Annotated in this window: 13 protein-coding genes; 11 read left to right on the forward strand and 2 right to left on the reverse strand. The window is 69.3% G+C overall.

The genetic code is table 11. The features are described from left to right. Positions 1-35: 35 nt before the first annotated feature. Positions 36-326, reverse strand: a complete 291-nt coding sequence (locus ACN6LD_RS14065) for a hypothetical protein (protein ID WP_057584388.1) — start codon at positions 324-326, stop codon at positions 36-38. A gap of 298 nt (positions 327-624) precedes the next feature. Between ACN6LD_RS14065 and ACN6LD_RS14070 the strand changes: the two genes are divergently transcribed. Further along, positions 625-3,054 carry an ABC transporter family substrate-binding protein gene (locus ACN6LD_RS14070; RefSeq protein ID WP_445043327.1) on the forward strand — a complete coding sequence of 810 codons (2,430 nt, stop codon included), beginning with the start codon at positions 625-627 and terminating at the stop codon, positions 3,052-3,054. A gap of 161 nt (positions 3,055-3,215) precedes the next feature. Continuing rightward, positions 3,216-5,123 carry a translational GTPase TypA gene (typA, locus tag ACN6LD_RS14075; protein WP_057584386.1) on the forward strand — a complete coding sequence of 636 codons (1,908 nt, stop codon included), beginning with the start codon at positions 3,216-3,218 and terminating at the stop codon, positions 5,121-5,123. Positions 5,124-5,308: 185 nt separating this feature from the next. Here the strand turns inward: typA and ACN6LD_RS14080 are convergent, their stop codons facing one another. Then, positions 5,309-6,109, reverse strand: coding sequence for a HEAT repeat domain-containing protein (locus ACN6LD_RS14080; RefSeq protein WP_319194080.1), 801 nt, complete (start codon positions 6,107-6,109; stop codon positions 5,309-5,311). 635 nt (positions 6,110-6,744) lie between these two features. Here ACN6LD_RS14080 and ACN6LD_RS14085 point away from each other — a divergent pair. The 9 genes from ACN6LD_RS14085 to ACN6LD_RS14125 all read left to right on the forward strand — a co-directional run bounded on the left by ACN6LD_RS14085 (position 6,745) and on the right by ACN6LD_RS14125 (position 17,280). Continuing rightward, the gene (locus ACN6LD_RS14085; protein WP_445043328.1) at positions 6,745-8,397 is read left to right on the forward strand and encodes a peptide ABC transporter substrate-binding protein; all 1,653 of its coding nucleotides are present in this window, start codon (positions 6,745-6,747) and stop codon (positions 8,395-8,397) included. 187 nt (positions 8,398-8,584) lie between these two features. Continuing rightward, on the forward strand, positions 8,585-9,511 hold the full coding sequence (locus ACN6LD_RS14090) for an ABC transporter permease (protein WP_319194077.1): 927 nt from the start codon (positions 8,585-8,587) through the stop codon (positions 9,509-9,511). A 33-nt stretch (positions 9,512-9,544) separates the two neighbouring features. After that, on the forward strand, positions 9,545-10,468 hold the full coding sequence (locus ACN6LD_RS14095) for an ABC transporter permease (RefSeq protein ID WP_057584382.1): 924 nt from the start codon (positions 9,545-9,547) through the stop codon (positions 10,466-10,468). Between the two features lie 51 nt (positions 10,469-10,519). After that, positions 10,520-11,566, forward strand: coding sequence for an ABC transporter ATP-binding protein (locus ACN6LD_RS14100; RefSeq protein WP_319194075.1), 1,047 nt, complete (start codon positions 10,520-10,522; stop codon positions 11,564-11,566). Continuing rightward, complete coding sequence (locus tag ACN6LD_RS14105) at positions 11,559-12,707, forward strand: ABC transporter ATP-binding protein (protein WP_445043329.1); 1,149 nt, start codon at positions 11,559-11,561, stop codon at positions 12,705-12,707. The genes ACN6LD_RS14100 and ACN6LD_RS14105 overlap by 8 nt, the downstream gene beginning before the upstream one ends. 152 nt (positions 12,708-12,859) lie before the next feature. After that, positions 12,860-13,282, forward strand: coding sequence for a VOC family protein (locus ACN6LD_RS14110; protein WP_445043330.1), 423 nt, complete (start codon positions 12,860-12,862; stop codon positions 13,280-13,282). 421 nt (positions 13,283-13,703) lie between these two features. Continuing rightward, positions 13,704-15,344 carry a peptide ABC transporter substrate-binding protein gene (locus ACN6LD_RS14115; protein WP_319193747.1) on the forward strand — a complete coding sequence of 547 codons (1,641 nt, stop codon included), beginning with the start codon at positions 13,704-13,706 and terminating at the stop codon, positions 15,342-15,344. Positions 15,345-15,350: 6 nt separating this feature from the next. After that, complete coding sequence (locus ACN6LD_RS14120) at positions 15,351-16,274, forward strand: ABC transporter permease (protein WP_319193749.1); 924 nt, start codon at positions 15,351-15,353, stop codon at positions 16,272-16,274. Then, positions 16,267-17,280 carry an ABC transporter permease gene (locus ACN6LD_RS14125; protein WP_319193751.1) on the forward strand — a complete coding sequence of 338 codons (1,014 nt, stop codon included), beginning with the start codon at positions 16,267-16,269 and terminating at the stop codon, positions 17,278-17,280. Before ACN6LD_RS14120 ends, ACN6LD_RS14125 begins: the two co-directional genes overlap by 8 nt. Positions 17,281-17,282 lie beyond the last annotated feature (2 nt).

The following is a 17,282-nucleotide window of genomic DNA, read 5'->3' on the forward strand; positions in this document are numbered from 1 at the left end:
GGTCGGGTCGGGAGGCTCGGGTCGGGAGGCTCGGGTCAGGGGGCGTGTCGGTCCCGGGCGCCGAGTCCCTCGTCGTCCGTGTCGATCCACAGGGAGTCGTCGTAGGGGGTGTCGGGGATGGTGACCAGTTCGGGCTTGCGCGGCGCACCGGGATGCGCGGCGGCTTCGCGCAGCAGCGCGACGCTCTCCCGCAGGTGGTCCGCGTCGGTGCGGACGCGGCGCATCTCCAGGCCGCCGCTGCCGATCTGCTGTTCCAGGCGGCCGACGGACCGGGAGAGGTCGTCGAGGCAACGCTGGACGGTTGTCAGGTCGTCGTGCACGGACATGACATGACCTCGCTTCCGTGGGCAGGCCCGGGACGGCAACGTTCATGCGCCTGCGAGTGTTGCGCGTCACACCGGTGGATGTGAAGGCGTGTGCAGTGATTGGCGGATACGGAGGGGTGCGGAGGGAGTGCGGAGGGAGTGCGTTGCTCCGCACGAGTGGGGTTGCGGGGCCCTGCCGCCGTGTCGCTCCCGGCAGGCGAACCCTTTCCTCTTCAGTAAGTCGTAGATCTGATCAACTCCAAAATACCGCCAAATGTGATCAGAACGCACTGCCAGCGGCTCCCCGGAGGTACCAGAGATGTCGAAGTCCTACGACAGCGTCGGACTGCGTTCGGTCATGCGCTCGGTCGCCTTCCTGTCCGCGGGCGTGCTCGCGGCGCCCCTGCTGACCGGCTGCGGGTCCACGGACGAGGCGGGCCGCCCACTGGCCCGCCAGGACATCGCCCGGACCGCCCGCGCCCAGGTCGCCGACGGCGGGACGCTGCGCTGGGCCGTGGACGCGATGCCCGAGACGCTCAACACCTTCCAGGCGGACGCCGACACCGCCACGACCCGGGTCGCCCAGGCCGTGCTGCCGTCGATGTTCCGGATCGACGCGCAGGGCAGGCCGCAGCGCGACGCGGACTATCTGGAGTCCGCGAAGGTCGTCGACACCGAGCCCAGACAGGTCGTCCTGTACAAGCTCAGCCAGCAGGCCGTCTGGAGCGACGGCCGGGAGATCGGCGCCGCCGACTTCGCCGCCCAGTGGCGTGCCCTGTCCGGCAAGGACAGCGCCTACTGGACCGCCCGCAACGCGGGTTACGAGCGCATCGAGAAGATCGAGCGCGGGGCTGACGACCTGGAGGTCAGGGTCACCTTCAGCCGCCCCTACGCCGACTGGCGCTCGCTCTTCTCCCCGCTGTACCCGAAGGACGTCATGGGAACGCCGGACGCCTTCAACGACGGGGCGCGGCGCAAGCTGAAGGTGACCGCCGGACCGTTCCTGGTCCAGAAGGTCGACACCAAGAACCACCAGGTGCGCCTCGCCCGCAACCCGCGCTGGTGGGGCAAGCCGGCCAAGCTCTCCGAGATCGCGCTGACGGCCGTCAAGCCCGACGAGCGGGCCTCCGCGCTGGCCGACGGGAAGATCGACGTGGCCGAGGTGGACCCGGCCACGGCGCAGCGCGTCGACGGCGCGGCGGGCGGCGCGGCCGGACCGCCGGCCGGCGCCCTCACCGGCTCCGGGCGGGACGCCGAGCAGGCCCTGCGGGCGTGGGCCCGGGCCCACGGCCTGGCCGAGGCCACGGCCGACGACGACGAAGACAAGAGCAAGAGCAAGAGCAAGGAGAAGAGCAAGACCAAAGCCGAGGACACGAGCGAGGACAACGACAAGGGCAAGGGCAAGGGCAAGGGCGACGACAAGGAAAAGGACTCGGCCGGGGGTGACGCGAAGGCCCTCGCCGACCTGCGCAAGGCGGTCGCGAAGTTCGAGCAGCAGCAGAAGGCGCTGCGCGACGTCGAGGTGCGCAGATCGCTCGAGCCCGCCTACACCCAGCTGGCCCTGAACGGCGAGAACGGGCCGCTCGCGGACGAGCGGGTGCGGCGGGCCGTGGCCCGGGCCCTGGACCGCGGGGAACTGGCCGAGCTCGTGCTGAAGCCGCTGGGGCTGCCCGCGGAACCCGTCGGCAGTCACCTCGCCCTCGCCGGACAGGATGTCTACGCCGACAACAGCGGAGCGCTGGGCGACCAGGACGCCGCAGAGGCGCGGGCCCTGCTCGCGGACGCCGGCTGGGTGCTCGGCGGCCCGGTCAAGGACAAGGGCGAGAAGGCGGCCGGCTCCGCGGGGAAGAAGGCCGGCGGCGACTCCGAGGACGAGGGCGCCGACGTCGTCGGCGAGGACGACAAGGCGCCCGCCGCGACCGGCCGCGAGGAGACGACCCGCGCGGCGGGCAGCGAGAACGCGAGGAACAGCGCCCGGGGCGCGGACGGCGGCCACCGGCTCGCCCAGGACGGCACGCAGTACCGGCAGGCGCACCGGGGCGGCTTCCCCGGCGCCTACGCCCCGAAGGGCACCGCCGCCCCCAAGAGCTCCGGCGGGCCGACGGGCACCGCCGTCCCGAAGGGCACCGCAGCCCCGGCCGGCACCGCGGGCAAGGCGCTGGCCAAGGACGGCAAGGCGCTCAGCCTGCGGTTCGTGCTGCCGTCCGGGCCGGGATCCGAGTCCCTGGAGACGGTCGCCGGCCGGATCACGAAGATGCTGGCGAAGGTCGGCATCCGCACGGAGATCACCAAGGTCCCGGACGAGAGCTACTTCAAGGACCACATCGCGTCCGGCCAGTACGACCTCGCCCTGTACTCCTGGCCGGCGTCCGCCTTCCCCGCCACCGACGCCCGGCCGATCTACGCCAAGCCGCAGCCGGCCGCCGACGGCTCGCTGAGCGTCGAGCAGAACTACACGCGGGTCGGCACCGACCAGGTCGACCAGCTGTTCGATCAGGCCCTCGCGACCCTGGACGAGGGCCGCAGCCGCTCCCTGCTCCGCAAGGCGGACTCGCGGATCTGGGCGGCTGCCGGATCGATTCCTCTCTACCAGCGTCCCCAGCTCACGGCGGTGCGCAAGAACGTGGTGAACGTGGGCGCCTTCGGATTCCAGACCCCCGTCTACGAGGACATGGGCTTCCTGAAGAAGAGCGCGAAGACCCCCTCCGGCCAGGCAGGGAGCCCCTCTGCGAGTGCCTCCCGCAAGTGATCGGGACGTGAGCGGCCGCTGACCCCGGTGGCCCTGCGGAGGCCGTCCCCCGCAGGGCCACGTACCATGGGGTGAGGCCGTGGCGTGTCAAGCCCGGCAGGGCCCGCGTAAACAGACGTACGCAGCAGGGTCGCCCTCACACTCCGGGAGAACGCCGCTTTATGGCCACGCGCCACGACATTCGCAACGTAGCCATCGTCGCCCACGTCGACCACGGCAAGACGACTCTGGTCGACGCCATGCTCAAGCAGGCGGGCGCCTTCGCCGCGCACGCCGCCGAGTCGCTCGACGACCGCATGATGGACTCGAACGACCTGGAGCGTGAGAAGGGCATCACGATCCTCGCCAAGAACACGGCGGTGAAGTACCACCCCAAGGACGGGGGGGACGTCGTCACCATCAACATCATCGACACCCCCGGCCACGCCGACTTCGGCGGTGAGGTCGAGCGCGGCCTGTCGATGGTGGACGCCGTCGTGCTGCTGGTGGACGCCTCCGAGGGTCCGCTGCCCCAGACCCGCTTCGTGCTGCGCAAGGCGCTGCAGGCCCGCCTGCCCGTCATCCTGTGCATCAACAAGACGGACCGCCCCGACTCGCGCATCGACGAGGTCGTCAACGAGGCCTACGACCTCTTCCTCGACCTCGACGCCGACGAGGACCAGATCGAGTTCCCGATCGTCTACGCCTGCGCCCGCGACGGCGTCGCCTCGCTGACCAAGCCGGAGGACGGCACGGTCCCGAAGGACAGCGACAGCCTGGAGCCCTTCTTCTCCACGATCCTGTCGCACGTCCCGGCCCCCGAGTACGACGAGGAGGCCCCGCTCCAGGCGCACGTCACCAACCTGGACGCCGACAACTTCCTCGGTCGTATCGCGCTGCTGCGCGTCGAGGAGGGCGAGCTGCGCAAGGGCCAGACCGTCACGTGGATCAAGCGTGACGGCTCGATGTCCAACGTGCGCATCACCGAGCTGCTGATGACCGAGGCGCTCACCCGCAAGCCCGCCGAGAAGGCCGGCCCGGGCGACATCTGCGCCGTCGCCGGCATCCCGGAGATCATGATCGGCGAGACCCTCGCCGACCCCGAGAACCCGATCGCGCTGCCGCTCATCACGGTCGACGAGCCGGCCATCTCGATGACCATCGGCACCAACACCTCGCCGCTGGTCGGCCGTGGCGGCACCGGCAAGGGCGCCGACAACAAGGCCGCGGTCAAGGACCGCAAGGTCACGGCCCGTCAGGTCAAGGACCGCCTCGACCGCGAGCTGGTCGGCAACGTCTCGCTGCGCGTCCTGGACACCGAGCGTCCCGACGCCTGGGAGGTGCAGGGCCGCGGCGAGCTGGCGCTGGCCATCCTGGTCGAGCAGATGCGCCGCGAGGGCTTCGAGCTGACCATCGGCAAGCCGCAGGTCGTCACCAAGGACGTCGACGGCAAGGTCTACGAGCCCGTCGAGCGCATGACGATCGACGTGCCCGAGGAGCACATGGGCGCCGTCACGCAGCTCATGGGCGTCCGCAAGGGCCGGATGGACAACATGTCCAACCACGGCTCGGGCTGGGTCCGCATGGAGTTCGTCGTTCCCTCCCGCGGTCTCATCGGCTTCCGTACCGAGTTCCTGACCGGCACGCGCGGCACGGGTATCGCGCACTCCATCCACGAGGGCCACGAGCCGTGGTTCGGCACGCTGACGACCCGTAACAACGGCTCGCTGGTCGCCGACCGCGCCGGCGCCGTCACCGCCTTCGCGATGACGAACCTGCAGGAGCGCGGTGTGCTGTTCACCGACCCCGGCACCGAGGTGTACGAGGGCATGATCGTCGGCGAGAACTCGCGCTCCGACGACATGGACGTGAACATCACCAAGGAGAAGAAGCTCACGAACATGCGGTCGTCCTCGGCCGACTCGTTCGAGGCGATCGTGCCGCCGCGCAAGCTGTCGCTCGAGCAGTCGCTGGAGTTCTGCCGCGACGACGAGTGCGTCGAGGTGACCCCGGAGGCGGTTCGCATCCGCAAGGTCGTGCTCGACCAGCGCGACCGCGCCCGCACCGCCAGCCGCGCCAAGCACGGCTGACCCGCACCGGTCACGGCCGGCTGATCAGCGCCGAGCACGGCTGATCCGCGGGCAGTTCACCGCCGCAGCACGCTCCGCAGCCCGGGTTCCCCCGCCATGGGGGCGCCCGGGTTCTGTGCGAACCGTCGCGGGCGGGGCGGCCGGGACGTCGGGCCTGGGGCGAGACCGCGGCCGTACGGCCTGCGTCAGGGTTCGCGGACGGCGAGCACCGCCTCCCGGACGTCCGGGTCCGGGTCCGCGGCGAGGCGGTCCAGCAGGCCGGCGACTCCGGGAGTGGTCCAGCCGGCCACGGCCCACACCAGGTCCTCCCGCACCGACGGGTCGGGATGCGCCTGGAGCGGGGCCAGTTCGGCGAGCGGGCCGCGTCTGCGCATGCCGAACCAGTGCAGCGCCTCCCGCAGCACGACCGGATCCCCGGGCTCCCCGGCGGACGCCACCCGGGCGAGCAGCGCCCGCGGCGGCGGGGGCGGACCGTCCAGGGGATGCGGCAGCCGCTCGCGCAGCCGCCGGGCCCCGTGTCCGCCGCGCACCCGGCAGCCGAAACAGGTGCAGGGCCTGGTGCCGTGCGCGTCCGGCAGATACCGCCAGCCGACCGTCTGCGGGGCCCTGCGGATCCGGTGCACCTCGCGCGGGGCGATCGCCCGGGGCACGAACACCTCGTGCCCCCGCGGGTCTTCGAGCGCCGCGATCCGCCGTACCGCCTCGGCTGCGGTGACCGTCGCCTGCGCGCCCCGGGCTGCGTCCCGGTAGTGGCCGGTGAGCACCGGCTCGGCGTCGTCCAGCCGCACGTGGACGGCGACCAGGCCGCCCCGGCTGCCGAACCGGGCCAGCTCACGCAGCCATTGATGAGTGAGGGTGTGCGACGGCAGCACCGGGAAGCAGTGCACTCCGCGCGCGCCCTGCTGTCCGCGGCCGGCCGCGCGGACGCCGGAGCGCCGGATGCGCGGCGCGTTCGCCGCCGAGGTCAGATGCACGAACATCGCCATGGCCTGCATGGTAGGGGTGCCCGGGACGCGGCGTCCGCGCCGGTCGGGCCGGGGGCGGCGCCACGGGTGACGGCGGTTCGGAAGGCCGCCGGGACCGCCAGGGCGCTGTGCGGCCGGTGTTAAGGAACACGTAGGGAAAACCCTTCGTTCTGGGCCCGGAGTCCGCTTCGAGCGACTTTCCCTACTAACCTGCTGTGTGAACGGAGAGTCAGCGCGGCATCGGCGCGCCTCCGTGAGCCGCCGGACGCCCCATGAGGGGCGCCCCGAGCCGGCCGATACGCCCGGGCGTGCGGGCGCAACTGATTTTCCTTCTGTGGCGTCCGGAATACGGACAGTGATCCCCGATAGATGTGTAACAAGTCCGTTTCGCAGGGATCTTTCTGCTAACTGTTTGTCCGGATTTTGGAAGAAGTACACGCCAGGTGTGATCGAACCGAGACCTCGTGGGTGTGGTTCGGTCAGATTCCATGCCAGATAGTTAGGCGCGTAGAGCTCGGGGTTGACGGGTCATGCGCTGCAGGGGGCGGCGACTCACGAGCCTGCGGGGGTACTCCACCTTCTCCGTCCTTGTCGACCGGGTGAGTGCTGTGTGCTCCCTTTTGCGGTGAAAACCAGGACTCACGAGGAGGAACCCCATGCGTGGTGCCAACAGCGCCAAGTGGGTGGCGGGGGCTATCGTCATTGCTCTCGCCGCGACTGCCTGTGGTGGCAGTGACGACGACAGCAGCAGCAGCGGCAAGGGCGCGGGCAAGGCCGGCGGCACCTTCCGGCTGGGCATCACGGAGCCGGTCGCCATCGACCCGTACAACTCCCAGGAGTCCGAGGGCATCCTGGTCACGGACAACCTCTTCACGGGGCTGTACGAGCCGACCGCCGACGGCAAGGTCATTCCGGCCCTCGCCACCTCCAAGGAGGTCAGCGCGGACGGCAAGACCTGGACCTTCAAGATCAAGCCGGGCACCAAGTTCTCCAACGGCGAAGCGGTGGACGCCGAGTCGTTCATCCGCGGCTGGAACCGCGTGGTGCAGAAGACGGCGGCTTCCGACGTCGCTTACCACCTGGCCGGCATCGCGGGCTTCGACGACGTCCAGGCGGGCAAGGCGACCACCATGTCCGGCCTGAGCGCCCCGGACGCCAACACCCTCCAGGTGAAGCTCTCCGCCCCGGACTTCGAGTTCTACGTCAAGACCACGCACACGGTCTTCAGCCCGGTGCCCAAGGTCGCGGGCGACGCGAAGAACAAGACGTACAACGACGCGCCGATCGGCAACGGCCCCTTCAAGATGAAGGGCGTCTGGCAGCACAACGGGTCGATCACTCTCGTCCGCAACGACGACTACGGTCTGACCAAGGCCAAGCTCGACGAGGTCAAGATCTCCATCCTCAACTCCAACAACGGCGTCACGCTGGAGTACCAGGGCTTCGAGGCGGGCACCTTCGACTGGGCCCGTATGCCCACCCCGCAGCTGCCGGCCGCCAAGGCCAAGTACGACGCGCAGGGCGAGTGGATCGACGAGAACACGAACGGGATGAACTACCTCCTCCCGATCACCGACAACGGTCCGCTCAAGGACAAGAAGGCCCGCGAGGCCATCTCGTACGCGATCGACCGGGACGCCATCATCAAGGGCGTCTTCCAGGGCATGCAGACCAAGTCGACGACGATCCTGCCGCCCGCCTTCGCCAGCGTGTACCAGAAGGACCTGTGCCAGTCCTGCATCAAGTCGGACCCGGCGAAGGCCAAGCAGCTCGCGAAGGAGGCCGGTCTCACCCCCGGCACCACCCTCGAGCTCGGCTACAACACGGGCGCGGGCCACGAGGAGTGGATCCAGGCCGTCAAGCAGCAGGTCGAGAAGGTCCTCGGCCTGAAGGTGAAGGCGACCGGCAAGCCGTTCGCCGAGCTGCTCGCCGACCAGCAGAAGCCGGGCGCCACGGGCATGTACCGCTTCGCGTGGGGCGCGGACTACCCGACGCCGGACAACTTCCTGTACCCGCTGCTCGACACCGCCTCCATCAACAAGGACGCGTCGGGCAAGGTCACCGGTGACAACCGCGGCCGTTACAGCAACCCGACGTTCGACGCGCTGCTCGCCAAGGCCCGCGCCACCGAGTCCGAGGCCGGCCGCAACGACCTGTACAAGCAGGCGGAGAAGCTCGCCATGGACGACATGGCCCTGATCCCGCTGTGGAACCGCACCCAGCTGCGTCTCGCCAACACCAAGAAGTTCGCCGACATCAAGATGGACTTCCACGAGGACCCGAACCTCGCCGAGATCAGCATGAAGTAACCGGGCGCCGCGCGACGCGGCGTCTGGAGACGGGGGCCGTGGGAACCGAGACGCACTCTCGGATGCCACGGCCCTCGACGACCGTCGGGAGCGGTGTGATCCACTCTCCCGCCCCTTACCCCTACCGCCCCACCAACCTGGGGGGAGGGAGCTGCCACGAAGCGGCAGCGAGGCAGAGAGGCAAGTCATGGGAAGGTATGTGGTCCGCAGGCTGGGCCAGTTGGTCGTCGTCGTGCTCGGAGCGACGATGATCCTGTTCGCCTGCCTGTTCGTGCTCCCGGGTGACCCCGTCGGGCAGATCGCGGGCAGCGACAAGGCACGCGACCCCGCGGTGATCGCGCAGCTGCACAAGCAGTACGGACTCGACGACCCGCTGATCGTGCAGTACGGCAACTACGTGGGCAAACTCGTCCAGGGAGACCTCGGCCAGGACTACACGCAGAGCCGGCCGGTCTCCGAGATCCTCGGCCCGAAGCTGGCCAACACGGCCAAGCTGGCCACCGCCGCGATCATTCTCGACATCATCATCGGCATTTCCGTCGGTGTGCTGGCGGCGATGCGCAGGTACTCGATCTGGGACGTGTCGGCGACGTTCATCACCACACTGGCGATCGGCGTCCCCTCCATCGTGCTCGGCATGATCATGCAGCGCGTCTTCGTCATCGAGCTGGGCTGGTTCCCGCTGATCGCCGACGACAGCTTCAACTCGATCGTCCTGCCGGCCGTGACGCTGGCGATCATCGACGCGGCACTCGTCGCCCAGCTGGCCCGCAGCACGATGCTCGAAGTCCTGGGCGCCGACTACGTCAAGACGGCCGTCGCCAAGGGACTTCCCCGGCGCACGGTGCTCTCGCGGCACATCCTGCGCAACTCGGTCATCCCCGTGATCACCTATCTGGGCATCTCCTTCGGTGGTCTCCTCGGCGGAGCGATCATCACCGAGACGATCTTCAACTGGAACGGCATCGGTCTTGCGCTGATCCAGGCGATCCAGCAGAACAACAACCCCGTCATCGTGGGCGTGGTGACCATCAGCGTGGCGGTCTTCGTCGTGCTGAACCTGGTCGTCGACCTGCTGTACGCCGCTCTGGACCCGCGTATCCGACTGGCCTGACCCGTAGGGCCGCCCCCATCTAGGAGTCACACCATGACCGAACTCGCCACAGGCGCGGGCGAGCCGAAGACGGCCGACCCCGTCTCGGCCTCCAAGGACGCCGAACCCAGCGTCGTCAGGGTCAGCCAGTGGTCCGACATCCGGCACCGCTTCGTGCAGAACAAGCTCGCCGTGCTCGGCCTGGCCATCATCGTCGTCCTCATCCTCGCCGCGATATTCGCGCCCCTGCTCGCGCCGCACGACCCCCTCGAGCAGGACCTGAACGCGACCCTGCAGTCCCCGGGCGCGGGACACTGGCTCGGCACCGACTCGCTCGGCCGCGACCAGCTCTCCCGCCTCATCTACGGCAGCCGCATCGCCATGATCGTCGGTCTCGCCTCGATCCTCGTCGCGATGACCCTCGGCATCCTCTTCGGCGCGCTGGCCGGTTACTACGGTCGCTGGCTGGACACCGTGATCATGCGCGTGGCGGACATCTTCTTCGCCTTCCCGCTGCTGATCGGCGCCATCGTCATCATCCTGCTCATGGGCCGTGGCGTGATGCCGGTGGTCCTGTCGCTGGGCATCTTCTCCTGGGCGACGTTCGCCCGGCTGCTGCGCAGTCAGATCCTGTCGGTGCGCGAGATGGACTACGTGCACGCGGCGAAGGCATTGGGCGCCAGTCAGAGCCGGATCATCCGCAAGCACATCCTGCCCAACTCGCTGACCTCCGTCCTGGTGTACGGCACCAGCAACGTCGGCATCGCGATCGTGGCCGAGGCGTCGCTGTCCTACCTGGGCGTCGGTGTCGACCCCGAGGTCGCGGAGTGGGGCAACATGATCGCCGCCGGTCGCGGGTTCATGGGAGTCAAGGACTACATGTGGACCTACCCCAGCATCGCGATCGTCATCACCGCGCTGGGCTTCATCCTGCTGGGCAACGGTCTTCGCGACGCGCTCGACCCGAAGCTCCGGTGACCCGCAGCCATGAGTCGAACCCCCTTGAGCAAGCAAGACGAAGGTGATGGCATGACCAGCCTGGAGCAGGCTCCCTCGAACGCCGGGCCGGACGGGTCCGCACCCCTTCTCGAAGTCCGCGACCTGCACGTGGAGTTCAAGATCCGCGACTCCGTGACCAAGGCGGTCAACGGCGTCAACTACAGCGTCAACGCGGGCGAGACGCTCGCCGTCCTTGGCGAGTCGGGCTCCGGCAAGTCCGTCACGGCGCAGGCCATCATGGGCATCCTGGACAGCCCTCCCGGGCGGATCAGCAAGGGCGAGATCTTCTTCCAGGGCCAGGACATCCTGAGCCTGCCGGAGAGCGAGCGGCGCAAGCTGCGCGGCGCCAAGATGGCGATGATCTTCCAGGACGCGCTGTCGTCCCTCAACCCCGTGCTCTCCGTCGGCTTCCAGCTGGGCGAGATGTTCCGGGCCCACCAGGGGCTGTCCCGCAAGGACGCCAAGGCCAGGGCCATCGACCTGATGGACCGGGTGCGCATACCCGCCGCGCGTCAGCGCGTCGGCGACTACCCGCACCAGTTCTCCGGCGGTATGCGCCAGCGCATCATGATCGCCATGGCGCTGGCGATGGAACCGGACCTGATCATCGCCGACGAGCCGACCACCGCGCTCGACGTGACGGTGCAGGCCCAGGTCATGGACCTGCTCGCGGAGCTGCAGCGCGAGTACCAGATGGGTCTGATCCTCATCACCCACGACCTCGGCGTGGTCGCGGACGTGGCCGACAAGATCGCGGTCATGTACGCCGGCCGCATCGTCGAGACCGCGCCGGTGCACGAGCTGTACAAGCGGCCCGCGCACCCGTACACCCGCGGCCTGCTGGACTCGATCCCGCGCCTGGACCAGAAGGGCCAGGAGCTGTACGCGATCAAGGGTCTGCCGCCCAACCTGCTGAACATCCCCGCCGGTTGCGCCTTCAACCCGCGCTGCCCCAAGGCACAGGACATCTGCCGTACGGAGGTCCCGGCGCTGCTTCCGGTGACCGAGCAGGACGGCACCGAGCTGGTCGGCCGAGGTTCGGCATGCCACTTCTGGAAGGAGACGATCCATGGCTGAGCTCAGCAAGAACGACGAGCGCCAGGACGCCACACCGAACGTCTCCGAAGTGGAGGCCGTCGACGTGCAGTCGGAGACGGAGGCCGTCGCCGCGATCGAAGCCCCCGTCGAGCGCGGCGAGCCCATCCTCCAGGTGCGCAACCTGGTCAAGCACTTCCCGCTGACCCAGGGCATCCTGTTCAAGCGGCAGGTCGGCGCGGTCAAGGCCGTCGACGGCGTCTCCTTCGACCTGCACCAGGGCGAGACCCTGGGCATCGTCGGCGAGTCCGGCTGCGGCAAGTCGACCGTCGCCAAGCTCCTGATGAACCTTGAGGCGGCCACCGCCGGCGAGATCTTCTACAAGGGCCAGGACATCACCAAGCTGTCCGGGCGCGCCCTCAAGGCCGTCCGGCGCAACATCCAGATGGTGTTCCAGGACCCGTACACCTCCCTCAACCCCCGGATGACCGTGGGCGACATCATCGGGGAGCCGTACGACATCCACCCCGAGGTGGCCCCCAAGGGCGACCGGCGGCGCAAGGTCCAGGAACTGCTGGACGTCGTCGGCCTCAACCCGGAGTACATCAACCGGTACCCGCACCAGTTCTCCGGCGGCCAGCGCCAGCGCATCGGCATCGCGCGCGGCCTCGCGCTCAACCCGGAGATCATCATCTGCGACGAGCCGGTCTCGGCCCTGGACGTGTCGGTCCAGGCGCAGGTCATCAACCTGATGGAGCGACTGCAGGAGGAGTTCAACCTCTCCTACCTCTTCATCGCGCACGACCTGTCGATCGTCCGGCACATCTCCGACCGCGTCGGCGTGATGTACCTCGGCAAGATCGCCGAGATCGGCTCCGACGAGCAGATCTACGATCACCCGACGCATCCCTACACGCAGGCGCTGCTGTCGGCCGTGCCGGTGCCGGACCCGGCGGCCCGCGAGCACCGCGAGCGGATCATCCTGTCCGGTGACGTCCCCTCCCCGGCCAACCCGCCGTCGGGCTGCCGCTTCCGCACCCGCTGCTGGAAGGCCGAGGACAAGTGTTCGCAGGAGGTCCCGCTGCTCGCGATCCCGGAGCGGTTCAAGGGCTCCGACACGCCGGCCGCCCATGAGTCGGCCTGCCACTTCGCCGAGGAGAAGGACGTCGTCCACGCGGCCTGACGTCGAGCCGAGCGCTCACACCCGATAGCGGCCTCCGGCAGCCAGTGCTGCCGGAGGCCGCTATCGTCGGCACCCCTTCCCCGCCCCGTTCCCCGCCCCGTTCCCCGCCGCGCGCCGACCGGGCATGAACACGTAAGACCAAGGACGACACGATGCTGCACCACGTCGAGCTGTGGGTCCCGGATCTGCCACGGGCGTCCAGGGAGTGGGGCTGGCTGCTCGGCGGTCTCGGGTACGAGCTGTACCAGGACTGGGACCGGGGCCGCAGCTGGCGGCTCGGTCCGACCTACCTCGTCGTCGAGCAGTCCCCGGCGATGAGGGACGACGGCGGCCACGACCGGCTGCGCCCCGGCCTCAACCACCTCGCCTTCCATGCCGCGAGCCCGTCGGCACTCGACGCCCTCGTGGCGCAGGCGCCCGGGCACGGCTGGAGGCCCCTGTTCGCCGAGCGGTATCCGCACGCGGGCGGTCCGGAGCACTACGCGGCCTACCTCGAGAACTCCGACGGCTTCGAGGTCGAGCTGGTGGCCCGCCCGCCCGAGGGCCCCGACGAGCACCGCCCGAACCCCGCGTAACCGAGCCCCGCACCCCGGCCGGCCTCTCGCCGGAAGCACTGCGCCCCACGCGCGTCCACCCCTCGCGCACCGCCCCGCGCCCCGCACGAGTGCCTCGCCCGCCGGCCCAGGCTCCCGCCCGCGCCGTGCCCGCCGTCCGTCGACCCGCGCCTCGCCCACCGGCCTGCGCCCCGCCCGCCGGCCAGGCCCTTGCCCGGAGGACTGCGCCCCGCGCGCGTCCACGCCAGCCCGACGCCCCGGCCCCCGCACGCTCCCCTTCCTGCGGCCGTGTCCGTGCGCCCGTTCGGGCGTCGTGCTCCGGGTGCGTCCGATGCACCCCTACGGACGGGTGAAAGTGCGTCGAATCGCTTATGTACCGATATCGCCTGGTAAAGGATCAGGTGACAGGGCGACAGGCGCGCAGTCAACGAGGAGGCATCCCATGCGTGGAGCCACGCACGCCAAGTGGGTCGCATGCGCGGCCGCGGCAGCGCTCACGGCGACGGCCTGCGGCAGCGGGGGGAGCGACAGCGGGGGCGGCAGCGGCGACGCCGGCGCCGTCCTCAGCTCCTCCTGGGGTGACCCGCAGAACCCGCTGGAGCCCGCCAACACCAACGAGGTCCAGGGCGGCAAGGTCCTCGACATGATCTTCCGGAGCCTGAAGCGGTACAACCCGGAGACCGGCGCGGCCGAGGACATGCTGGCCGAGAAGATCGCCACCACGGACTCGCAGAACTTCACCATCACCGTCAAGAACGGCTGGACGTTCAGCAACGGCGAGAAGGTGACGGCGAAGTCGTTCGTCGACGCCTGGAACTACGGCGCGAGCCTGAAGAACAACCAGAAGAACGCGTACTTCTTCGAGTACATCGACGGCTACGCCCAGACGCACCCCGCCGAGGGCGGCAAGCAGACCGCCGACACCCTCTCCGGGCTCAAGGTCGTGAACGACCAGACCTTCACCGTCAAGCTCACGCAGAAGTTCTCGACCTTCCCCGACACGCTGGGTTACCCCGCCTTCGCCCCGCTGCCGCAGAGCTTCTTCAGCGACCACTCCGGCTGGCTGGAGAAGCCGGTCGGCAACGGGCCCTACACGATCGCGTCCTACGCCAAGGGCTCCCAGATGGAGCTGAAGAAGTGGGCCGACTACCCGGGCGAGGACAAGGCGCAGAACGGCGGGGTGACCCTCAAGGTCTACACCGACAACAACACCGCCTACACCGACCTGATGGCCGGCAACCTCGACCTGGTCGACGACGTGCCCGCGGCCCAGCTCAAGAACGTCAAGGCCGACCTCGGCGACCGCTACCTCAACACCCCGGCCGGCATCATCCAGACCCTCGCCTTCCCGTTCTACGACCCGAAGTGGAACACCGCCGGCTCGGCCAAGGTCCGCACCGGTCTGTCCCGCGCGATCGACCGTGAGCAGATCACCGAGACGATCTTCCAGAAGACCCGCACCCCGGCCACCGACTGGACCTCCCCGGTGCTCGGCGAGGACGGCGGCTTCAAGGAAGGCCTGTGCGGGGACGCCTGCGACTACGACCCCGCGGCCGCGAAGCAGCTCATCAAGGAGGGCGGCGGACTCCCCGGCGGCCAGGTGAAGATCAGCTACAACGCGGACACCGGGTCCCACAAGCAGTGGGTCGACGCCGTCTGCAACTCGATCAACAACGCGCTCGACAACGACAAGGCCTGCGTCGGCAACCCGGTCGGCACCTTCGCCGACTTCCGCAACCAGATCACCGACCGGAAGATGAGCGGCCCGTTCCGGGCGGGGTGGCAGATGGACTACCCCCTCATCCAGAACTTCCTCCAGCCGCTCTACTACACGAACGCCTCCTCCAACGACGGCAAGTGGTCGAACAAGGACTTCGACTCGCTCGTCAACCAGGCGAACGCCGAGACCGACACCGCGAAGGCCGTGGAGACGTTCCAGAAGGCGGAGGAGGTCGTCCGCGACAACATGGCCGCCATCCCGCTCTGGTACCAGAACGGCAGCGCCGGCTACTCCGAGCGGCTCTCGAACGTCAAGCTCAACCCGTTCTCCGTCCCGGTCTACAACGAGATCAAGGTCAGCTGACCCGCCGTGGGCCGGTATGTGATCCGGCGTCTGCTCCAGATGATCCCCGTGTTCATCGGGGCAACGCTGCTGATCTTCCTGATGGTGAACGTGATGGGCGACCCCATCGCGGGCCTGTGCGGTGACCGGCAGTGCGACCCGGCCACCGCCGCCCAGCTGAAGAAGGAGTTCGGCCTCGACAAGCCGGTGTGGCAGCAGTACCTGACCTACATGGGGAACGTCTTCACCGGAGACTTCGGTACGGCGTTCAACGGCCAGCCGGTCACCGAGCTGATGTCGACGGCGTTCCCGGTCACCATCCGGCTGACCATCGTCGCGATCGTCTTCGAGATCGTCATCGGCATCACCCTGGGCGTCGTGACGGGCCTGCGCCGGGGCCGGCCCGTCGACACCGGGGTTCTGTTGCTGACCCTCGTGGTGATCTCCGTCCCCACCTTCGTCACCGGTCTGCTGCTGCAACTGCTGCTCGGCGTGGAGTGGGGCTGGATCAAGCCGTCGGTCTCCTCGGACGCCGAGTTCGGCGAACTGATCGTGCCGGGGCTGGTGCTGGCGTCCGTGTCGCTCGCGTACGTCACCCGGCTGACCCGCACGTCGATCGCGGAGAACAAGCGGTCCGACTACGTCCGCACGGCCGTCGCCAAGGGGCTGCCGCACCGCCGGGTCGTCACCCGGCATCTGCTGCGCAACTCCCTCATCCCTGTGGTCACCTTCATCGGCACCGACATCGGGGCTCTGATGGGCGGCGCGATCGTCACCGAGCGCATCTTCAACATCCACGGCGTGGGCTTCCAGCTCTACCAGGGGATCCTCCGCCAGAACACCCAGACCGTCGTCGGTTTCGTGACCGTCCTCGTCCTGGTGTTCCTGGTGGCCAATCTGCTCGTCGACCTCCTGTACGCCGTACTCGACCCGAGGATCCGCTATGCCTGAGCCGACGCCGCCGGAGCACCGTCTGCCGGGCGCGGGCCGCACGCCGGAGGACGGCGCCATCGCCGACACCGGCATGGGCGGTGCGATGGACCTCGCCACGGCGGAGGGGGAGACGCTGGAGAAGACCCCGGGCGGGCCGCAGGGCGCCGGCCCGTCCGAGAAGGCACGCTCCCTGTGGTCCGACGCCTGGCGGGACCTGCGCCGCAACCCCGTCTTCATCGTCTCCGGGCTGGTCATCCTGTTCCTGGTGTTCATCTCCCTGTGGCCCGGATCCATCACCTGGCTGAGCCCCCTCAAGTGCAACCTGTCCAAGGCCCAGGAGGGCTCCCAGCCCGGCCATCCCTTCGGCTTCGACGGTCAGGGCTGCGACGTCTACACACGGGTCGTCTACGGCGCTCGTACGTCCGTGACGGTCGGCGTCCTCGCCACGCTCGGCGTCGCGCTCTTCGGCAGCGTGCTCGGCGGCCTCGCGGGCTTCTTCGGCGGTTCCTGGGACGCGATCCTGTCCCGGATCACCGACGTCTTCTTCGCCATCCCCGTCGTCCTCGGCGGCCTCGTCCTGCTCTCCGTGGTGACCAGCAACACCGTCTGGCCCGTCATCGGGTTCATGGTGCTGCTCGGCTGGCCGCAGATCTCCCGCATCGCCCGCGGCTCGGTGATCACCGCCAAGCAGAACGACTACGTCCAGGCGGCCCGCGCCCTCGGCGCCTCCCACTCCCGGCTGCTGCTGCGGCACATCACGCCCAACGCGGTCGCCCCGGTGATCGTCGTGGCGACCATCGCGCTCGGCACGTACATCGCGCTGGAGGCGACCCTGTCCTACCTCGGCGTCGGTCTGAAACCGCCGACGGTCTCCTGGGGCATCGACATCTCCGCCGCCTCCCCGTACATCCGCAACGCCCCGCACGCCCTGCTGTGGCCCTCGGGCGCCCTGGCCCTCACGGTCCTGGCCTTCATCATGCTCGGCGACGCGGTCCGCGACGCCCTCGATCCGAAGCTGAGGTGACG

The sequence above is a fragment of the Streptomyces sp. SAS_272 genome, assembly GCF_052543235.1.